Below are 20,334 nucleotides of genomic sequence, written 5' to 3'. Positions count from 1 at the left end.
ATGAAAATATTACTGATTATTGGTGCCAGTGGCCTCATTGGAAAGGCTATCATTGATGAATGTAAAAGTGACTTTGACGTATATGGTACTTTTCATTCTAATACGACTAGCCTATCTAGTAAAAGGCAATTCCAGTTGGGACCTCAACAACATGACAAATTAAAAGAAATTATTAAATCGGTTCAGCCAGATATTGTTGTATCTTGCTTAAGAGGAGAATTCGATCAACAATTGGAGTTTCATAACCAGTTGGCCTTAGAATTACAAAACATCTCAAGTCGTCTTTATTATTTTTCTACTGCAAATGTGTTTGATGGTGATTTTTCAAGGCACCATGTGGAAACGGATATTCCTGTTGCTGAATCGGACTATGGAAATTTTAAAATCGAATGCGAGAATACATTGAAACAGATTTTAGGTGATGGAGCAATCGTTATTCGGATTCCGGCAATTTGGGGTAAGGAATCTCCAAGAATGAATTTGATCAGGGAAGGTATTCAAGGTAAGGAGACAATCGATGCATACAGTAATTTGGAATGTAACAACCTTTTGGATACTCAATTGGCAAAGCAATTACGATTTATTATCGAAAAGGATTTGAAAGGAATTTTTCACTTAGGATCAGTGGATATGATGACCCAGGAAGCATTTTTCGAAGTGCTTATAGATGCACTTTCGGGTGAGAGTGAAGTACTGAAATCCAAGTTATTTAACGAAAGGAAAGGTAAATTTTATTTTGGATTGCGTTCAAATCGAAACGAAATCCCGGATCTTTCAAAAAATACAAATCAAAGTATTATCTCTGAGCTTGTCAGCTAGCATATCATCAGTTGTTGCATTGGTGTTGAATGATAAAGAGATGATCGTCTATATGTATAAATTACTCTTCCATTATCGGGCGCACTAATCGAATAGTACGTCCGTCTGAAACGGGTTTTGACATTGTAATAACACAGATATTATGATACTTTTACATGCTAAACTATAGTGCAGAACGTGGAGGTGGATTAATTACAATCAACGCCGGACAAATCCAACATCTAAAAATGATGAATATTTTCAGGAGGTCACGATTGGAGAGCGTAAAGTCCATAGTGTGCCGATTACCCTTCTAGACTATAATTCTGATTGGCTAAAACTATTCGAACAAGAGTCTAAAAGGATTCGTTCCATACCCGGCAATATGGCGTTACAGGTGGAATATGTTGAATCAACTCCAGTGTCGGGACTGTGTGCCAAGCCAATTATTGATATTCTACTAGTTGTTCCGGATTCTTCTGACGAGGAATTCTACGTCTGCCCTATGAAAGAAGTTGGCTATACGCAAGTCATTTTTTGATTCACATCTAAGTAAAGTTCCTCGTAGATCGGTTGAGGCATACTTCGAGATGTTTTTATGTCTAATTTTATAAAACCAATCGTTTGATGAATTATCGTCCTTCATTAATAGGTTGACCGAATACGAATAATAGCACCGCTTATACAGGTTGCCAATGGCATTTACTTTATAAAATTGCAGTGCAAGTCATGAATAAAAAAGCCTTAGCATATAGGAATCTGATAAATATCCTGTATGTTAAGGCTATATAACATTCTAATCAGCCTCTCTAATCAATGATAAGGAAAAAAGAACGTGTATTAATAAATTTGCATTTGTTTCATTAAAAGTATTAATACTACTTAAACCGTGACTAATATTATTTCGTAAATTTAATCCCCTTTGGTCATTGAATAACATTTTAAAATATAATTTGAAATCCTCATTAAATACCTGTTCAATGATAGGATCATTTAGAAGTTCTCCAAATAACTTCACTCTAAACCCACCATAATTTTTTGATGGTTTTAAAGTTGAACCACCAGATAAGGATATTAACCTTCGAAAGGCACTCTCAATCTGTGGGATTAAGATATGAATAGCAGATACATAATCTTTGCTGAAGTACATTTCAAGGCCTTTTTGCAACATTTCCTTTCTTTCTGCACTAAATACCGGTGATTCAATTAAGATTTTTAAAAAGCCGTCAGCATTTAGTCTATGATGCTCTTTTAGTTTGGCTAATATCCTACTTAAAAAGAATGATTCAATACTTAAATTTTGAGTGATTTGATGAATCACGTTTCCCTCTAGGTCATCTTCTATACCACCTATTTCAGCGACTTTTCTACCGTCATCACCCAGTAGTGATTTTGGCATTAAAAAAGATAGAGGGGAGCTATTTGATAGATCCAAAACTTGTTGTTCCACCTGATCCTTTTTAGGAACAAATCTAACTGAAATCCTAGCTAAGTCATTATTTATATCGTCACTTAAAAATGAATTAACAAATTCATCAATTTCCTTTTCTGATATCTTCATCGAATGAGAAATGGCGGATAAGTTTTCTTTAACCTTTGGACCGATTTTGTTTATTTCCGTTCTAACTTCTTCAGCATCTTGGTTCAACTGAAATTGAGTAAAAAGTTCGTGAAGTCGTTCCAACCAGCCTTGAACCTGCATAGGTGTAGCTGCTTCACCATGTTGTTTATAAGCATCTTCAACTTTTTTAATCACTCTTCTTACATCATCAAGGTTATTATTTTTTTTATAGTAACCTGCCAATCTTATTGCTCCTGCTTCAATAGCCCAAGGGTTTATCTCATCTTCTAAACTCAATCTGTGAATCCGTTTTTCTAAATCGGAAGTAATTTTCGAAACCTCTTCATCTTTTAAACGTAAGCGACAAATAAACCCCACCTAGTTTTTAGATGGGGGTTTCTAGTATGCTTTATTTAGATTTATTAGGAACGCGGCATTCTTGAGGGAGGGCTGCTGACCATGGCAGGTATTGAGCCAATTGCTCCTTATCCGTCGTATCCATATTGGGAAGTTCTTCAAACAAATAGCTGAGGTAGTTGAATGGATTTAATCCATTTTCCTTAGCTGTCTCCACAATACTGTAAATAATCGCACTGGATCTTGCTCCTTTTGCGGTATTACTGAAAAGCCAATTTTTCCTACCTAGCACAAAAGGCTTGATGGACCGTTCCGCACGGTTATTATCAATTTCCAGACGACCATCCTCTAAAAAGGCCTCCAAATGTTCCCATTGTTTACGACAATATTTGATTGCTTTGCCTAACGCACTTTTGGGTAGTACACGTGGTGTCTGTTCTTGAAGCCATGCCAAAAAAGCCTCCATTACAGGTTGGCTGCGTTCCAAACGCTGTTTATAGCGTTCTTTTGGACTTACGTCTTTTAATTTACGTTCAATTTCATAAAGTTGATTACAGAAAGCCAAGCCTTCTTTAGCTTTCACAGACGTAGTGGCTGCGGATTCAGGAAGTGCCTGAAGTGCTTCTGTAAATTTACGGCGTGCATGCGCCCAGCATCCAACCAAGGTAACATTGGTTAAGCCGTTGTAGCCAGGGTAACCGTCTACATGCAGATATCCCTTGAAACCTTCCAGGAATCGGCGGGGGTGTTTGCCAGCCCGGGGTTGTTGATAATCATACAAGACGATGGGAACATCGGTATGCCCGGAGCGATACAGCCACATATAGGATTTTGATGTTGCGGGCCGTTCCGGCTCGGATAAAACTTGTAATGTCGTCTCATCCGCGTGGGCCATGTCCAGTTCCAATAACCGGGCATGCATTTCTTTATAAATCAGCTCAAGCCAAGCATTGGCGCCGTACGCTATCCAATTAGCCAGAGTCTGACGTGGTATGGATATACCGAAGCGTTCCAAATGTTTCTCTTGCCGATACAGTGGCATCCCTTCCACATATTTTTGCGTCATGGTATAAGCCATTGCGGACGGGGAGGCCAAACTACCGGGAAAAACAGGCTCTGGCATTTTCGCTGTCACAATTGGTGTTTCAATTTCATAGCGTTCACAGTGGCGACAGCTGTACACGTGGCGCACGTGCTCCACAACTTTCACTTGTGCAGGAATAACCTTTAATTCTTTGCGCACTTCTTTGCTCATATCGTGCAATGCACCGCCGCAACACGAACAGAACTGTTCCTCATCGGATAAACAATATTCAATCGTTTCCGTAGGCAGGTTTTCAAGCTTTTGTTCGCGCTGTCCACGCTGTTTCTTGCGTTTATATGTAATCGTCTCAACAGTTGGTTCTTCAACTGTTGAATCAGCTGTGGTCTCTGCTTCATTGAAAAGCGAAAGCTGGTTCGAGTCGGTCTTCTCACTGGAAGATCCGAATCTGCGTTGTTGGCTCAAACGAAATTGTTCTTGGTACCATTTTAATTCCGCCTCCAACGCTTCATTTTCCATCTCAAGCTTTTCCGTACGCGCTTTAAAATATTCAATTGATTCGTTTGATGTATGCGCTGTATTTTCCATACGACAAGTATACGAAAAAGAATCCGACTTGCCTAGTCGAATTCCCATATTTCCATATTTCAAATTTTTATAGAATGGTACGTGCTTTGACTTCCCGGTGTGCCTGCTTTTGTTCAATGGATAAACCATCCAGTAGCCAACGAAGTTGGCGCGGGGTAATATTCATTGGCGCCGTCTCCTTTTCGGATGGCCAATGGAACGTGCCTCTTTCCAAACGCCGGTAATGCAACCAAAACCCATTATTCTCCCATTGCAGAATCTTTAGCTTATCGCGTTTTCGATTACAAAACACGAACAGGCTGGGGGAAAAGGGGTCAAGGTCAAAGCATTCTTTTACAATCACTGCCAACCCGTCAATGGATTTACGTAGATCCGTGCTGCCGCGAGCCAGATATACACGATCAAATTGAAAGTTCATCCGTTTTGGTTCTGCAAGATATGTATGACATCGGACAATAATTGGACATTTGCTCCCGGCCGCACTTCAACAGAAATGGTATCAACATGAATAAAGATGGGTCCCTGGTCTTCAGCGTAATCGTCCACTTGAACAGTAAGCCACTGCGTTTCCGTTGTCTCCGTTTCTGGAGAAATGACATCTCTTTCAAACCGTTGAACCCAATAATACATTTGGTGGACCTTAATTTCTTGGTCTCGACACCATTCAGCAATGCTTTGCCCGCTTTCTTTCCAGTCGTCATAGCGCGCTTTCCATTCTATTCTTTTGTCTTTCAGGGTCATTGCATAACCTCCCGAATTAATTTCTAAGAAGATTATCGCATGGTAACCCTGTGATTTAAACGTGTATTCTATTTGTCGCTTACTTTATTCCAAAGCCATGGAACAAAGAAAGAGCCTGTATCAAAAAGTAAATGAAGATACAGGCATTAATTTTCAATGACCATTTAAGCTATATATATTTAATTAGGGACGATCCTTTTAATTAGATCCAGAATGGAACCCACATCCTTTAGATTACCAGTCATATAGAAAAAGGCTCACTTCATATTTATTATTTTATTGGTGGTACTAAAGGCGGTGGCAAATCATCATCGCCAAGCGTTCCCGGTAATTCACCATTAGTATAAGAATTAGATAGTTGATTTGTATTAACTGTTGATAGTTGATTACCGATAAACAGGACAACTACGATTAATAAAAATGAAAATATTCTTTTTGATAATGTCACAACGTTACACCTCCTTCTTTATGGTTTTTCAATAAAAAATAGGCTTTCTTATATTCTTCATTTCTCTCATGATGACCAGCAAGTAGGTATGTGAACTCTGAAACGGTTTCCAATTCACCCTTACTTTTAAAAAAAGGGATAGCCACATCATTCATATAGGATTCAACAATTTGATCGTTGATTAGCTGTTCAAGAACCCTTAATTTAATGAATACATCCTTATTTTCAAACTCTTGAATACTTTTAAGGCCTTTCTCTAACCATTCTAAAGCTTTTGTTATTTTATCCATTATAAAGAACTCTTTGCCAATTAAATACATTGTGTTTGCTGGCGATACACCTTTTAAGGATTCTTTTATAGACAGACTTTTAAGCAAATGTTGAATTGCAATTTCGCTTTGTTTTAATTTCGAATATACTAGTCCAAGGTTATGGTGGGTTCGAGCTACCAATTCCTTATTATCTGGATTTTGAACCAAAATATTATTATAGCACTCTATCGCTTTTTCGGATTCTTGCATCTTTCGATAGTTAACACCCAATATAATATTACAATTAGTACATTGTTTATAATCCATTTTAATAACAAATATTTCTAGTGCTTTCTCCAAATAAAATGAGGAAAAAGATAATTTATTTTGGCGACTATAGATTAATGCCATTTGATAATAAACTTCTTCAATAAACTCATAGTTTCCAATCTGTTCAACATTCTTATAAAGTTTTAATGATTCCCCTAAATCACCATATAAGTAATGATATAGACCACAAACCCTACAATAAAGAAAGGACAATTCTCTATCCAGGTATTCATTTAATTTTACAACTTTATCATAATAATGAGCTGCCTGTTTATTGTCAGAATCAAACAACGCCATTCTCAGTTGGACTAACCCGGTGATTAAACTAATATCTGGATCAAGTGAATCACAGAATTCATCAACTATTTGTCGATAAACTTGTTTTCCTTTTTTAATTTCCTGATTTCGTATCAACCTATAAAAATTCAGGGCATTTCCTTTTAATCTTTGAAGAAATATTTGATCATGATAAGAATCTTTAATACCTAATCTATTGCATAACAATTGTATGATTTCATTACTAGGGGTTGTTTGCCCATTTTCTATTTTACTGTAATACGATACGGAACAAATACCTTCCGCAACTTCTTCTTGCGTAGTTTGTTGGCTTTTTCGAAAAAAACGTAACCTCTCACCCAGAATCATATAAATACCACCTTTATATACATATATTAACATATTTATAGTCAATTTTTCTTAAAATACTATCAATTTAACTATAACCTTTTCTATTAAGGTCTGTCTAAATTTGTCTATAAATGAAGGAAACTTATCCTTTTATTGTATATTTTTGTCGATAAATTAATATTAGTCATCCAAATGGATTGATTTTGTTAAAATATAATTTAAATTTCCCAATACAAAAGCATCGGTAGTGATGTTAAGTTATAACCAGTAGTATTAAACTTCAACAATTTATAGAGTAATAGATTACGTACTATACTTATAATCAATTGGAGGTGAAGGTAAAATTTAAAAGGAACAACTGCTAAGAATTTCACCGGGACATTATGGGTAAGTGGAGGATAATCGCAATCAATCAAATTTGTAGTAGTTTTTTCTTGTTTTCGATTGTCTACCTTTTCGTATTAGGTAGTTCAAGTTTATATACAAGTGGCTATATCCCTTCTAAGTCCCTTTTTTATGTTCTTTAAAATTATGAATCCAAACCCTTGATGAAATCAAGGTTAAATCGTTATCAAATTCCGTGCAGCATCTTTCTCAACACTTCTAGTTATTACGTTTCCGAAATCGTAACTTATGCGGGTTCTTGAAGCCATATCCAAATTAATGGGATCTACCTTAGATTAGGTAAACAGTAACATGTAAGGGCTGCTTTTTTTGAAAACTTTGCTTCTTCATAAAATCCGGGGAGGGTATGACAGATGGCTTGCCCCGCTTATATGTACTGGTGATTTTATAGCCGCTGTAATTCGAATACAAGTTGGTCATAAAGAAATTGAACCCGTGAACTCCGCATCAGATAGTGCTATTACGAGACTATATCTTACAACATCTATTAAGGATAGGTTAAAATTTAATATTTCAAGGTTAAATGGTTTTAAAAAATTCAATATTTTTGAGCATCATATATAAGGAGGTGTTGATGTTATGCCAACAAGTTATGTTTCACAAATTTCTCTTATACTAAAATTATTATCCGAGGTAAGACCCAAAAGCATCCTTGATGCCGGTGTGGGATTTGGAAAATATGGAATGTTGTGTAGAGAGTATAAAGATATTGTTCACGGGAGGTATAATAAGGAAGACTGGGTTACAGAAATTGTTGGAATTGAGGGTTATACTCAATATCAAAATCCAGTACACAATTATGTATATGATAAAGTGTATTACGGTCTAATAGAGGATGTTTTACCTTATATTGTAAGAAGTTTTGAAGTTACGCTTCTAATAGATGTTTTAGAACATTTTACTAAAGATGATGGTAAAAAGATAATTTATCAGCTATTAGATATTTCTGATTTTTTATATATTGCTACTCCTATAATTGTAAAGAAGCAAAGCTATTTGTTTAATGAATTGGAAGAACATAAGAGTCAATGGGCACTTGAAGACTTTAAGGATTTTCCCATTGAACGGTTTGAATTTTTCAATGAGAAAGATAACGGAGGCATGCTTATATTATTAAATAGCAAGAGAACAACCCAAAAAGAAGTCTTTACTAAGTCATTACAATATTAATTTCAGAAGTAGTATAGGGGGTACATGGACATATGAAGGTATTACTATTGGGTGCATCTTATCAATCCAGTGTATATAAATCGGCTTATGAATATTTGATTAGTAAGGGGTACAAAACAATAGGAATTAATGGACATCATATAAACAATGATGAATTTGAGTTTAATCAAGATCCGTTACCAATAATCGATATAGCTAAACAAATGGAAGTAGAAGGAGTTCTTTGTCTTTCAACAGAAAGGTCTTTAAAAAGGGATGCAATGATTAAGGAAGATTTGGAGAAAAAAGGTATAAAAGTAATAGCAAATTCACTTCCTGTTATAGAAATACTCAACCATAAAGGGAAAACTAGAGAACATTGTCAGCAAAATGAAATTCCAATCATTCCAGGTAAAAACTATGTGAACTCCTCTGAACTAAGTACCATTGGTAACAGGATAGGGTATCCACTAGTAATAAAAAAGCCTAACTTAACCGGAGGAGGGGGAGTTTCTTTTATAGGTAACGCTATAGATTTAGAAAATTATCGGGAGACCTTCAATAATGAGACAGACCTTGTAGTTGAAAAATTCATTACAGGGTATGAATTCTCTATAGAAGTAATAGGGATAGATGGGGAATACAAATGTCTTGAACCGGTTTATAAAGGAGGTACCGATATAAAAACTCACCCTCTTGATAAAGTGAGAATGGTTCCCTATTGGGAATCAACAGTAAATAACAAAATGAAGGAGGTGAGTAAGAGAGTTGCAAAAAGTTTAAATATAAGTGGAATCATTGAAGTCGAAATGATTTGGGATTATAAAACTGAAAACCTTTATCTGATAGAGGTTAATCCTAGGATGGGAGGGGTTACAAATTTAGGGATAAATTACTCCAAAAGGAACACTGCCTTAATACTAACTGAGATGTTAACGGGAACATGGAATAAAAATGGCACCATTAATAGAAACAGATGTGGAATCGAATTACATATCTGTTCGGATATTACAAAGAAAATGATAAACGAAATAAAAAACTTAAAAACTTTTGGCGAGATTGTAATAAGAAATAGAAGTAAAAGTAATGGGTCGGTTATTTTGGTTGGAGAACCTGAAATTATTCTAAGTGATGTAGAAAAAAATAGCAGCTATTTTAATAATTATGAAGAGGCAAAGCAACTACTGAATAAATTCGATAGAGTCAGAAAATGAATAGGGGTTTACGGAGCTGTAAGAAAAAGTTAAATATGTTACAGCTAGATAATTGTAAACTTTCACTTTGTTTCAGGTTGTGATTTTCAAATTATTTCATATGCATAAACTGCATAAAATGCGCTGCACGGCTTGATATGGAGAAGTGGGCATGCTAGCCTATTCGGCAAGCCAAGTCTTTAGACTACTGGCTCCTTGGCTAGAAATGCATGCCCACAGAGGTTCCATGTCAAGCCACTCCGGTATAAATATACATTTAATGCGGGTTATATTCATTTAAACTTTGTGAAAAAACTGGCTTAATTTGAACAAAAACCACTGATTTTGGCTGGAATAATGTGTATCTTTACAATAATATGGATGAATTTCACCTAAACAATAGATGTCATTTTAGATTGGTTATATCCCCTTTTGTATACTGGAACTATATCACATCAGACTACTTCAATTTTGGGCTTGAAAGAAATGTTACCTAATATATGTCACGTATCTAATTGTTTAGGGTTTTAAGTTTTCCTAAATATCCTTCAGGATAATAATCTTTATATTGTATAAGAAGGAGTGTATAAATTGTGAATAAGTTTTTGTTAGTCGTTGGCACAGGAGGACAAAGGGAGTTAGGTATTAAAACACTAATTAAAAGAAAAGATTTTACACCAATTCTAATTGATTCTTATAAGAATAACGGACTTACTTCTTTTTTTAATGGGACAATTTTTGTGAAGGACTTCAACAATTATCAATCTATTTTTAATGAAATATTATTAAAAGTTCCCACAAAGGGAATCGTAGGGGTAGTAACCTTTGTGGAACATCTTGTTCCGCTATCCGTTTGGCTGGCACAAAAGTTGAACTTAGGATCTATGTTATATGAAGATTCTTTTAATGCTAGAAACAAACTATGTATGAGGAATAAAATAAATAATGAAAAAGAATCAAGGATTAACCAACCAAATTTCCAATACATTAAAGATTATAATGACCTGCTTATTGGGGAAATCATTAGTTTTCCAGGAGTAGTAAAACCATTAGATATGGCAGGAAGTATAGGGGTTAAAAGGATTAACTCTTACAAAGAACTTCGGGAGTCTTTGAAAGCTATTCCCAATTATAATAATAAGGGGTATTTGTTTGAAGAGTATATTAAGGGAAAGGAATTTAGTGCAGAAGGGTTTGTTCAAGATTATGAAACTACAATTATCTGTTTTACAGAAAAGGACGTAGATGATTCAGATAATTATTTTGTTGAAGTGGGTCATTTCTTGCCATATAAATTTGGGACATCAATTTCTTCCTCTATAGGAGAGAATATTCGAGAGATAATTAGGATTCTTCGATTGAACAATTGTACATTTCATTTAGAATTTAAAATCACGGAGGATAATAAATTCTATTTTATAGAAATAGGTGCCCGGCCAGCAGGTGGTTACATGTGTGACATGATTTATAAGTCGTTAAAAATAAATCTTTATGATATTTTAATAGATGTATCAATTGGTAAACGGGTGAATTTAACAAAGAGTAATGATGAACGGTTTTCAGGAATCCGATACTTTACAGGGGACATTCCTATTGACCTAAGCAATAAGGGAATTGAAGTAGTTAATATTAATACGCAATTCCGCCAAAAAGGTAAGAGCAAGGTTAAATCTAATGCTGATTTGACAGGTTTTGTACAAATTGTTGGTGATGATGAAAAAGAGGTTAAAAATTCCTTAAAAAGGGTTGCAAAAGTATAGCATTAGTGAATTTTTAATTCAATTTATCTACAGTGTTAGGATACACTCCGACAGGAATTAATGGTTTTCAAATTGATTCAGTTTTTTACAAGATTTATGAATATTTTCCGCATTAAATGTTATTTAGTGTCGAGTTGGTTTGATATGAATTCCCTGACGGGATGCATTTCATTTAATATAATTTGAAAAACATAATCCTTAAAGATACATTGTAGTATATTGTAAATACTGGAGGCTTATATATGAATGAAAAAGAAATAATTTTACTTTTTGGTAATTTTCATCATATACGAAATTCATTGAAGAAAAATATAAAAATCCACAACATAGTAGTTGCTAGAAATGTACCAGACTTACTGAAACATGAAAATGTTGTAAATCATCTGATTGAAGATATTGATGAAGTGGAAAATACTATAATAGATTTAATGAATCGTTTTAATATAAACTCAATTATTTCTTTTACTGATAAAAATCAAGGAGTTTTTCTGGCTAATTTCTTTTCAAATAAGTACAGCTTATTTTCTGATAATTTGGATGCAATAAAATTTTTTAATGATAAAAATAAAACTAGAGAACTACTTAAAATGCACGATTTAAATAGTGTTAAGTTTATTAAAAGTAGAAATCCAGACGAGATATTTAATTTTATAGAGAACTACAAAAAAGTAGTAGTAAAACCAATAACTGGACAGGGTAGCAAAGATGTTTATAAAGTTGACAACAAAACGAAATCTGATGATTTAAAGTGCTTATTAAATTTTAATAAAGAAATGTACTTAATTGAAGAATTTATTGAAGGGGATGAATTTAGCGTTGAGGTTGCTTCATTTAATGGTGAGCACAAAGTTCTAGGAATCACTAGAAAGTTTCTATCGGGATTAAAAAAATATCCTTTTGTTGAAAGGGGACATATATTTCCGGCTCTTTTAAAAAATTCCGATATGGAATATATAAATAGGTATATAATTGAATTTCTAAAATTAAGCGGAATTAGGAATGGTATCTCACATAATGAAATCAAACTTAAAAATGGTATACCCATTCTAATTGAGTCCCAATTGAGACCTGGAGGAGATCTAATACCAAGATTAATAGAACTAACCAAAGGAATTGATATACATGAATTGGCCATTGAAATTTATACAGATGAGGGAAGATTATTTTCATTATTAGAAAAAGAAGATACTGAACTACACGCCGGTATTGTATATCTTTTTCCTAATACTGGGAAGGTTAGGGACGATGTTGAACTACCCTCTAATAACTTGGAACTTGATAAATTTATTGTAAATATTAAAAAAGGTGATGTAATCGAAGAAATTACATGTACTGATGACAGAAAGTATGGATATTTGGTGGGTGTGGACAACGATTACAATAAATTAAAGGTTAGTTTAGATCAGTTGTTGGTTCAAATTTATAATAATATTAAGTATATTTAACCCTAATACGGTAAGCGACAAATAGAATACACGTTTTAATCACAGGGTTACCATGCGATAATCTTCTTAGAAATTAATTCGGGAGGTTATGCAATGACCCTGAAAGACAAAAGAATAGAATGGAAAGCGCGCTATGACGACTGGAAAGAAAGCGGGCAAAGCATTGCTGAATGGTGTCGAGACCAAGAAATTAAGGTCCACCAAATGTATTATTGGGTTCAACGGTTTGAAAGAGATGTCATTTCTCCAGAAACGGAGACAACGGAAACGCAGTGGCTTACTGTTCAAGTGGACGATTACGCTGAAGACCAGGGACCCATCTTTATTCATGTTGATACCATTTCTGTTGAAGTGCGGCCGGGAGCAAATGTCCAATTATTGTCCGATGTCATACATATCTTGCAGAACCAAAACGGATGAACTTTCAATTTGATCGTGTATATCTGGCTCGCGGCAGCACGGATCTACGTAAATCCATTGACGGGTTGGCAGTGATTGTAAAAGAATGCTTTGACCTTGACCCCTTTTCCCCCAGCCTGTTCGTGTTTTGTAATCGAAAACGCGATAAGCTAAAGATTCTGCAATGGGAGAATAATGGGTTTTGGTTGCATTACCGGCGTTTGGAAAGAGGCACGTTCCATTGGCCATCCGAAAAGGAGACGGCGCCAATGAATATTACCCCGCGCCAACTTCGTTGGCTACTGGATGGTTTATCCATTGAACAAAAGCAGGCACACCGGGAAGTCAAAGCACGTACCATTCTATAAAAATTTGAAATATGGAAATATGGGAATTCGACTAGGCAAGTCGGATTCTTTTTCGTATACTTGTCGTATGGAAAATACAGCGCATACATCAAACGAATCAATTGAATATTTTAAAGCGCGTACGGAAAAGCTTGAGATGGAAAATGAAGCGTTGGAGGCGGAATTAAAATGGTACCAAGAACAATTTCGTTTGAGCCAACAACGCAGATTCGGATCTTCCAGTGAGAAGACCGACTCGAACCAGCTTTCGCTTTTCAATGAAGCAGAGACCACAGCTGATTCAACAGTTGAAGAACCAACTGTTGAGACGATTACATATAAACGCAAGAAACAGCGTGGACAGCGCGAACAAAAGCTTGAAAACCTGCCTACGGAAACGATTGAATATTGTTTATCCGATGAGGAACAGTTCTGTTCGTGTTGCGGCGGTGCATTGCACGATATGAGCAAGGAAGTGCGCAAAGAATTAAAGGTTATTCCTGCACAAGTGAAAGTTGTGGAGCACGTGCGCCACGTGTACAGCTGTCGCCACTGTGAACGCTATGAAATTGAAACACCAATTGTGACAGCGAAAATGCCAGAGCCTGTTTTTCCCGGTAGTTTGGCCTCCCCGTCCGCAATGGCTTATACCATGACGCAAAAATATGTGGAAGGGATGCCACTGTATCGGCAAGAGAAACATTTGGAACGCTTCGGTATATCCATACCACGTCAGACTCTGGCTAATTGGATAGCGTACGGCGCCAATGCTTGGCTTGAGCTGATTTATAAAGAAATGCATGCCCGGTTATTGGAACTGGACATGGCCCACGCGGATGAGACGACATTACAAGTTTTATCCGAGCCGGAACGGCCCGCAACATCAAAATCCTATATGTGGCTGTATCGCTCCGGGCATACCGATGTTCCCATCGTCTTGTATGATTATCAACAAACCCGGGCTGGCAAACACCCCCGCCGATTCCTGGAAGGTTTCAAGGGATATCTGCATGTAGACGGTTACCCTGGCTACAACGGCTTAACCAATGTTACCTTGGTTGGATGCTGGGCGCATGCACGCCGTAAATTTACAGAAGCACTTCAGGCACTTCCTGAATCCGCAGCCACTACGTCTGTGAAAGCTAAAGAAGGCTTGGCTTTCTGTAATCAACTTTATGAAATTGAACGTAAATTAAAAGACGTAAGTCCAAAAGAACGCTATAAACAGCGTTTGGAACGCAGCCAACCTGTAATGGAGGCTTTTTTGGCATGGCTTCAAGAACAGACACCACGTGTACTACCCAAAAGTGCGTTAGGCAAAGCAATCAAATATTGTCGTAAACAATGGGAACATTTGGAGGCCTTTTTAGAGGATGGTCGTCTGGAAATTGATAATAACCGTGCGGAACGGTCCATCAAGCCTTTTGTGCTAGGTAGGAAAAATTGGCTTTTCAGTAATACCGCAAAAGGAGCAAGATCCAGTGCGATTATTTACAGTATTGTGGAGACAGCTAAGGAAAATGGATTAAATCCATTCAACTACCTCAGCTATTTGTTTGAAGAACTTCCCAATATGGATACGACGGATAAGGAGCAATTGGCTCAATACCTGCCATGGTCAGCAGCCCTCCCTCAAGAATGCCGCGTTCCTAATAAATCTAAATAAAGCATACTAGAAACCCCCATCTAAAAACTAGGTGGGGTTTATTTGTCGCTTACCTAATACGGTTAATTAACCATTAATTAACCAGTGAGAGAATAAGCAAATTTTAATACCTGAAATTCTTCGTGGATCTGTATGTGGGAACTCCTTTTAGATTTACGAATTTAACCAAAAGTTGCATTAGAATCAACATTGAGGTGCTAAATACTAATAATTAAAGAGTGGGAGGAGGTTAGTCACCTCCTTCACTAGGAAAAACTGGCATAATCTTGTTTTCTTCATTTTTTAATGTATATAATTTAATGGAGATTCTAGAAAAAAGAATAGCTATAACCACAAGAATTAAATACCCTGCTGCCATCCAAACTCCTCCAACAATATTTCCAACTATCAATCCTAAAGCGCCAAACATTTTACCTAGTTGAAATACAAGATTATTAAATGCCATGTATGATCCCCTTCTAGAATCATCTACTATATCGGCAAGTAAAGATTGTCGTGTTGGAACATACATCAGTTCACCAATAGACAAAACTATGATTGCCCCAAACATCGCGGCTATGTTATTACTGAATGCAAGATAAGCATAACCAACCCCAAATAATACGAATCCGATGTACATGATTGTTCTTTCATTTTTATCTTTAATCCATTTTGTTATGGCTGTAGTAAAAAAGATTATCATCAGTGTGTTTGCTATTGTTAACAAACTCAATAACTTAACGCCATCTAGTTGAAAAGAAAAGAGTTGAAAAAAATTTAATGTTCTTGGTATAATTTCCTGTTCAAGCCGTACAGCAATATAGTTATTACGTTGAAATTCTATCGCAAGCATTGCAACTCCGCCTATCACAAAGGCAATAAATGACCAATCTTTAATCACGATTTGGTAGCTTTTAAGTAAAGGTTTAATTCCATAATCCTGTTTGCCCTGTTGTTCAATAGTACGATGAGTTTCCTTAATTAAGACCACGGTCATCCATAGGGTTATGAGACTTATTATAATTAATACTGCTAGTAGTTCAAATAGATATTCTTCAAATAACCAACCACCTACAATTAGTCCTATCATAAGAGACATATTAATTGCCCAATAGTTTATCGAATACATGAATGCTCTTGTTTCCTTAGTGCTAACATCAATTAACATCGCTTCTGCAGCAGGATTTATAAGTCCCGAAGATGCACCGGTTATGAGTAACATGGCAAACATTATCCAAGGTGATTCTAGTAATGGAGAGTTGGCTATAAGCATTCCTGTAAAGGCAACTACTTTCATAATTTCACCCGCAACCATCAATCTTTTACGCCCAATAATGTCGGCTAAATAGCCTCCATATAATCCTATTAAAAACTGTACTGTAACTTGAATTAATACCAGTATACCAGCCACATAAGCATTTATATGATTTGTAAAATAAATTGCCATAAAAGGGAACACAGCTGACCCTACTATCCTGCTAAGAAAAGATGTGTAAATTCGAATGCGTACGTTTGGGTGTAATGTTTTGAACACTTTATCCTCTCCTTGTATATAGAGCTTTGAAGAATAAAAATTTTTACTTCCTCGCTATTTGGGTATGGAGACAGGAGATAGTTAAGGAAATTGATACGGAGTGGTGGATATTTGGACATGGTTAGAATCTTTGGTTGGCCATTTGAATAACGGTCTCCTGCAAAATAAACCACAACGTCGGAATAGCTAATAAGACCTTCCACAACTTAGTCTTGTGCATAATGATTATTGCGGATGAATTGAGCCGCTTATGCGTAGTTTTGAGCCACCATTTGCGGAACTGAGAGCCACTAATAGTACAACTTGCTCTTTAAAGTATAAAGCCAGAGCCACAGCGGAGCTGCTTGCCATTTAAAGCCCCGGACCAATACGGTCCGGGGCGAAATATTATTGATTGTTCATGAACGTCTGTACTTCCTGTTTATACAGACTAATTGCTTTGTTATTAAGGTTTCTTTCTTCCACTGGAATATCTTTTGTCGAACCTTTGTGCTTAAAATCCTCTGGTTTTAAATCATATTTATCTACAATCTTGGGTCTAAGTTTTTCCCAAACAACCCATTTTTTATATAAATCTCTATCATAATCATGATTTAGCTCTTCCAGCGTCATGCCCAAAGCTTTTGCGTAATTCTTGTGAGACGGTATGTCAGATTGGTCAGCATGTTCTTTTATAAAATCATCCACTTCTTTAGCTTCGATCTCAACACCGTATTCTTTTGTAGAATACGTAATCCAAGCTTTTTCAAAAGCCGCATTTTGATTAGCTTTACGTTGTAGTTCTTGCACACTTATATCAGAAACAGATTTATCTTCGTAAGTAAGTGAACTTACAAATGAGCGCAATCCCAGTTTTTCTGCAAATTTTGATTTGAAACTTAGATTTTGACTATTAAACTTTTGTATGGCTTTTTTAAAGGTATCGATGCTGATTTTAGTCATATCCGATTTAGATGTATCAATTGGACTAGCATAGGGATTTTCTCCAGCTATAACTTTTTTATCCCCTTCGATGTCTTCAGTATAATTGACTCCATAAACGATTCCAGCTATGACCATTAAAGATACCGCGGCATAAATGAAACCCTTGATTTTTTGCACTAGTAAATACCTCCTTTTTTAATAAATAATGTTACTTGTGTAATCATCGGAACCGGTAATCAATGAGCCACCATCTTTATTAACATATGCTTGAGCCAAAAAGTAGTCTTTAATATAGGCACTTGAACTTGTAACTACTATGTTATGATAAGACGAAGCAGAATAGTAGTCTTTACCAGGTAATATCCAATCAGTAAAATATCTACCATCATATCGATTATGATTGTAATATCCCACTTGATTACCCGTTATTGAATCTGTAAAGCGATGACTATACATTAGTGTACCTGAATATGGAGTTACAAAATCATAACTAACACGTGTCTCATGTATATCCATTTCGGTCCTCCACGAGTATGAAACCAAATACTGCCAAGACGCATGATAATCTGCAAAGCCACTCCCTACAATGGGGTTAAACCAAGTAATACGATCACTCGTTCCGTTGCCGCTGCGGTATTGAACACCAGCATCAGCATCCTTACTTTTTGACGTTTCAGCATTTACCGAAGAAATTGAAATGAATAACAGTAAAACAAGGATTGCCAGACATCTATAACCTTTTAACATTAATTTACCTCCTTAATAAAATTTCTTCAAGAAATGGGTATTTTCATGTTTGTATGTTCCCTGATATACTAACGGAATTTCCTAAAAAAATAAGCGGTTTAAATCGGATGAAAAGTACTGAGCAAAATATTCAGTTGGAATAATCAAGCAATGCTTACAACATAATGCTAATGCTTGGAAAGTCGGCAAAGACGACTTTCAAAAATTAAACTAATCGCATCCTCCTTCCTTACATAGATTATAAGTAAATTCGATTATTAAGTATGTCATGATGTTATTAGTGTTAATGCTTATTTACAACTTAACATTCCTATCGGTGTTTTTGTATTGGGAAAATTCATATATATTTGTATGTATTTATCTTTAATGAGTGGCGATTCCCTGATTTCTCGACAAAAATACACAAAAATAAGTGAAGTTTTCGTCATTTACAAACAAATTTAGACAAAAATTAGATACAAAATAAGCTTAGTATTTTTTATCTAATTATAAATATTTGATAGTTTCGGACTATAAATATGTTAATATATGGTATAAAGGTGGTATCCAATATGATCCTGGGTGAAAGGTTACGTTTCTTCCGAAAAAGCAAACAAATTACACAAAAAGAGGTTTCGGAAGGTATTTGTTAAGTATCGTATTACAGTAAAATAGAGAACGGGCAAACAACTCCTGGTGATGAAATTATTAAATTGTTATGTGATAGATTGGGTATTAAAATTCAAAACTCTCATCATAATCAAATGTACCTTCAAAGATTAAAAGAAGATGCCCTGAAATTTTACAGATTAATACGAGATAGGGAAATTAAATATGGAAAGAACCTCCACCGAGAAATAGTTGGAAGGTTTTCGAATTCGATTGACCCAGATATAAGCTTAATGACTGGATTAGTGCAGCAAAGATGGCGTTATTTGACTCTGACGCCACACGAGCAGCAAATTATTATAAAAAAGTTGTTAAATTAAATGAGTACCTTGACAAGGAATTATCTTTTCTTTATTGCAGGGTGTGTGGCCTATACCATTACTTATATGGTGATATAAGGGAATCATTAAAACATTATCAAAATATAGAACAGATTGGAAACTATGAATTCATTGAAGAAGTATACTATCAAATGGCATTAATATATAGCCGCCAAAATAAATTATCTTTTTCCTCGTTTTACTTGGAGAAGGCGCTAGACATATTTGTGATTAAATTGGATTATGAACAGTGCACTAATTGTAATATAATATTTGGCGTCAATTACCGAAAGATGCAAGAATATGAGAAATCCATAGAGTGTTATAATAATATATTGGTTCAAACTCAAAATAGAGATAAGAAAGATTTAGTAGCTAGAACCTATCATAATCTTGGACTTGTATATTCGAATTTAAAGCAAAGTGAAATTGCAATTCAACATTTGCTTAAAAGTCTGTATATAAAAGAAACTTTAAAAAGTGTATCACCAGTAAACACAATATATTTAATTGGCAAGGAATTCTTTAAAATGAATAAAAAGACAAAAGCTTCGGAGTGGTTGGAGAAAGGCCTTGATAGAATTCAAAGGTTTGAAAATAAGGATGTATTCATTAAACTAAAGGTATTAGAACAGCTAATCACCGATCAAATTGATGAATCCTATATAAATGATGTGGGCATTCCCTTTTTTAAGAGTAAGGGGGAAATAGACACAGTATCTGATTTTACATACTTACTAGCTGGTCATCATGAGAGAAATAAAGAATATAAGAAAGCCTATTTTTTACTGAAAAACCATAAAGAAGGGGGGTAATATAAATGATATTATTAAAAAGAACGTTTTCCTTGTTTCTAATCATGGGTATTCTGCTTATCGGGATTCAATTATCAATAATTAATACACATGTACTATCTAATTCTTATATTAATACCGAATTATCAGGTACGCTTGGGGATGATGATTTACCGCCACCATTAGTTGGAGAGAAAGAATCATAAAACTTAATTTTGGGAGATTCCTTTTTGTGGACTGCTTAATAATGGGTCTACTGCAAAGTAAAACACACTACCAAA

Annotated in this window: 20 protein-coding genes and 1 pseudogene; 12 read left to right on the top strand and 9 right to left on the bottom strand. The window is 35.4% G+C overall.

Going from position 1 to position 20,334, the window contains the following annotated elements:
- Together G6R02_RS14515 and G6R02_RS14510 are read left to right on the top strand one after the other, a co-directional pair.
- A complete protein-coding gene (locus tag G6R02_RS14515) occupies nucleotides 1-819 on the top strand; it encodes a sugar nucleotide-binding protein (protein WP_164669969.1) in 819 nt (272 codons plus the stop codon).
- A gap of 277 nt (nucleotides 820-1,096) precedes the next feature.
- A complete protein-coding gene (locus G6R02_RS14510) occupies nucleotides 1,097-1,339 on the top strand; it encodes a GrpB family protein (protein WP_246202576.1) in 243 nt (80 codons plus the stop codon).
- Nucleotides 1,340-1,594: 255 nt separating this feature from the next.
- Here G6R02_RS14510 and G6R02_RS14505 read toward each other — a convergent pair whose 3' ends face one another.
- The 6 genes from G6R02_RS14505 to G6R02_RS14480 form a co-directional block, all read right to left on the bottom strand.
- On the bottom strand, nucleotides 1,595-2,656 hold the full coding sequence (locus tag G6R02_RS14505; protein WP_164669968.1) for a DUF4209 domain-containing protein: 1,062 nt from the start codon (nucleotides 2,654-2,656) through the stop codon (nucleotides 1,595-1,597).
- Between the two features lie 112 nt (nucleotides 2,657-2,768).
- Nucleotides 2,769-4,346, bottom strand: a complete 1,578-nt coding sequence (gene tnpC / locus G6R02_RS14500; RefSeq protein WP_164670433.1) for an IS66 family transposase — start codon at nucleotides 4,344-4,346, stop codon at nucleotides 2,769-2,771.
- Nucleotides 4,347-4,413: 67 nt separating this feature from the next.
- Nucleotides 4,414-4,764, bottom strand: coding sequence for an IS66 family insertion sequence element accessory protein TnpB (gene tnpB / locus G6R02_RS14495; RefSeq protein ID WP_164667671.1), 351 nt, complete (start codon nucleotides 4,762-4,764; stop codon nucleotides 4,414-4,416).
- Nucleotides 4,761-5,087: an IS66 family insertion sequence element accessory protein TnpA gene (gene tnpA, locus G6R02_RS14490; RefSeq protein ID WP_164667672.1), complete on the bottom strand. Its 327-nt coding sequence runs from the start codon at nucleotides 5,085-5,087 to the stop codon at nucleotides 4,761-4,763. The genes tnpB (G6R02_RS14495) and tnpA (G6R02_RS14490) overlap by 4 nt, the downstream gene beginning before the upstream one ends.
- A gap of 271 nt (nucleotides 5,088-5,358) precedes the next feature.
- Nucleotides 5,359-5,535 carry a hypothetical protein gene (locus tag G6R02_RS14485; RefSeq protein WP_164669967.1) on the bottom strand — a complete coding sequence of 59 codons (177 nt, stop codon included), beginning with the start codon at nucleotides 5,533-5,535 and terminating at the stop codon, nucleotides 5,359-5,361.
- Complete coding sequence (locus tag G6R02_RS14480; RefSeq protein ID WP_164669966.1) at nucleotides 5,532-6,761, bottom strand: tetratricopeptide repeat protein; 1,230 nt, start codon at nucleotides 6,759-6,761, stop codon at nucleotides 5,532-5,534. Before G6R02_RS14480 ends, G6R02_RS14485 begins: the two co-directional genes overlap by 4 nt.
- Nucleotides 6,762-7,727: 966 nt before the next feature.
- On the opposite strand from G6R02_RS14480, the gene G6R02_RS14475 reads away from it, so the two are divergent.
- The 7 genes from G6R02_RS14475 (at nucleotide 7,728) to tnpC (G6R02_RS14445) (ending at nucleotide 15,107) form a co-directional block, all read left to right on the top strand.
- Nucleotides 7,728-8,318, top strand: a complete 591-nt coding sequence (locus tag G6R02_RS14475; RefSeq protein ID WP_164669963.1) for a hypothetical protein — start codon at nucleotides 7,728-7,730, stop codon at nucleotides 8,316-8,318.
- Between the two features lie 32 nt (nucleotides 8,319-8,350).
- Nucleotides 8,351-9,511 carry an ATP-grasp domain-containing protein gene (locus G6R02_RS14470; RefSeq protein WP_164669961.1) on the top strand — a complete coding sequence of 387 codons (1,161 nt, stop codon included), beginning with the start codon at nucleotides 8,351-8,353 and terminating at the stop codon, nucleotides 9,509-9,511.
- Between the two features lie 572 nt (nucleotides 9,512-10,083).
- The gene (locus G6R02_RS14465; RefSeq protein ID WP_164669959.1) at nucleotides 10,084-11,250 is read left to right on the top strand and encodes an ATP-grasp domain-containing protein; all 1,167 of its coding nucleotides are present in this window, start codon (nucleotides 10,084-10,086) and stop codon (nucleotides 11,248-11,250) included.
- A 242-nt stretch (nucleotides 11,251-11,492) separates the two neighbouring features.
- Nucleotides 11,493-12,695, top strand: coding sequence for an ATP-grasp domain-containing protein (locus tag G6R02_RS14460; protein WP_164669957.1), 1,203 nt, complete (start codon nucleotides 11,493-11,495; stop codon nucleotides 12,693-12,695).
- A gap of 93 nt (nucleotides 12,696-12,788) precedes the next feature.
- Nucleotides 12,789-13,115 (top strand): IS66 family insertion sequence element accessory protein TnpA, encoded by a 327-nt coding sequence (tnpA, locus tag G6R02_RS14455; protein ID WP_164667672.1) that lies wholly within the window; start codon nucleotides 12,789-12,791, stop codon nucleotides 13,113-13,115.
- Nucleotides 13,112-13,462 (top strand): IS66 family insertion sequence element accessory protein TnpB, encoded by a 351-nt coding sequence (tnpB, locus tag G6R02_RS14450; RefSeq protein ID WP_164667671.1) that lies wholly within the window; start codon nucleotides 13,112-13,114, stop codon nucleotides 13,460-13,462. The genes tnpA (G6R02_RS14455) and tnpB (G6R02_RS14450) overlap by 4 nt, the downstream gene beginning before the upstream one ends.
- Nucleotides 13,463-13,529: 67 nt before the next feature.
- The gene (tnpC, locus tag G6R02_RS14445; protein ID WP_164670294.1) at nucleotides 13,530-15,107 is read left to right on the top strand and encodes an IS66 family transposase; all 1,578 of its coding nucleotides are present in this window, start codon (nucleotides 13,530-13,532) and stop codon (nucleotides 15,105-15,107) included.
- Nucleotides 15,108-15,336: 229 nt separating this feature from the next.
- Here tnpC (G6R02_RS14445) and G6R02_RS14440 read toward each other — a convergent pair whose 3' ends face one another.
- The 3 genes from G6R02_RS14440 to G6R02_RS14430 all read right to left on the bottom strand — a co-directional run bounded on the left by G6R02_RS14440 (nucleotide 15,337) and on the right by G6R02_RS14430 (nucleotide 18,291).
- Nucleotides 15,337-16,620 (bottom strand): MDR family MFS transporter, encoded by a 1,284-nt coding sequence (locus G6R02_RS14440; RefSeq protein WP_164669954.1) that lies wholly within the window; start codon nucleotides 16,618-16,620, stop codon nucleotides 15,337-15,339.
- Nucleotides 16,621-17,007: 387 nt separating this feature from the next.
- Nucleotides 17,008-17,721 (bottom strand): hypothetical protein, encoded by a 714-nt coding sequence (locus tag G6R02_RS14435; RefSeq protein WP_164669953.1) that lies wholly within the window; start codon nucleotides 17,719-17,721, stop codon nucleotides 17,008-17,010.
- 18 nt (nucleotides 17,722-17,739) lie between these two features.
- On the bottom strand, nucleotides 17,740-18,291 hold the full coding sequence (locus G6R02_RS14430; RefSeq protein WP_164669952.1) for a hypothetical protein: 552 nt from the start codon (nucleotides 18,289-18,291) through the stop codon (nucleotides 17,740-17,742).
- A 647-nt stretch (nucleotides 18,292-18,938) separates the two neighbouring features.
- Here G6R02_RS14430 and G6R02_RS20425 point away from each other — a divergent pair.
- The 3 genes and pseudogenes from G6R02_RS20425 to G6R02_RS14415 form a co-directional block, all read left to right on the top strand.
- Nucleotides 18,939-19,259 (top strand): annotated as a pseudogene (locus tag G6R02_RS20425) (hypothetical protein); the annotation flags it as partial.
- Nucleotides 19,196-20,074: a tetratricopeptide repeat protein gene (locus tag G6R02_RS14420; protein ID WP_164669950.1), complete on the top strand. Its 879-nt coding sequence runs from the start codon at nucleotides 19,196-19,198 to the stop codon at nucleotides 20,072-20,074. The pseudogene G6R02_RS20425 and the gene G6R02_RS14420, both read left to right, overlap by 64 nt.
- A 5-nt stretch (nucleotides 20,075-20,079) precedes the next feature.
- Nucleotides 20,080-20,259 (top strand): hypothetical protein, encoded by a 180-nt coding sequence (locus G6R02_RS14415; protein WP_164669948.1) that lies wholly within the window; start codon nucleotides 20,080-20,082, stop codon nucleotides 20,257-20,259.
- The last annotated feature ends 75 nt before the right edge of the window (nucleotides 20,260-20,334 follow it).

The organism is Virgibacillus doumboii (genome assembly GCF_902806455.1).
GTDB classification, from domain to species: domain Bacteria; phylum Bacillota; class Bacilli; order Bacillales; family Amphibacillaceae; genus Lentibacillus; species Lentibacillus doumboii.
Note: the sequence above shows the minus strand (reverse complement) of the source record. Positions and strands in the feature narration are given on the sequence as shown.